At 74.4% G+C, this 469-nt stretch carries 1 protein-coding gene; it reads right to left on the minus strand.

The annotated features are described in order from the left end of the window. The coding region (locus BN4575_RS22840) for a hypothetical protein (RefSeq protein WP_218060802.1) at positions 1-344 on the minus strand (344 nt) is incomplete at its 3' end. Positions 345-469: the final 125 nt, after the last annotated feature.

Consider the following 469-nt stretch of genomic DNA (forward strand, 5'->3'; position numbering starts at 1 on the left):
GCGAGCTGGAGCGGGTCGTGGTAGGCGCCGAGGAGCTGCACGCGCGCGCCGAGCCGCAGGTCGCCGAGCTCCGCGCCCGTCGGCGACGCGAACTGCTGGCCGCCGCCGTTCGGGCTCTCCCCCGACTGGACCGCGGTGAGCGGCGCGTCGAGGCTGAGGCTCACCAGGTTCCAGAGCGGCAGCGACGCGTTGAGCCGGAACGTGAGCTGATCGCTGACGCCCGCGCCGATCTCCGCGTCGTCGCGCTCGCGCCGCAGGACGAGCGGGTTGCTCGCGTAGTCGGCCATCAACATCACGTGCGGCGTCAGGTGGCCTGCGACGAACGGCGACGGCACGCTGAACATGCGGTCCCCGGCCGGCGCGGGACGAAGCGGCTCAGGGCCATGCCTTCGGGCTTGACGGTCGCGTCCTGTGCCTGCGCGGGCGCGGCGGCGGCGAGGGTGGCCAGCGCGGTGGCCAGCGAGAGGAT

The organism is Aeromonas sp. EERV15, from assembly GCF_900079845.1.
GTDB lineage: Bacteria > Pseudomonadota > Gammaproteobacteria > Enterobacterales > Aeromonadaceae > Aeromonas > Aeromonas sobria.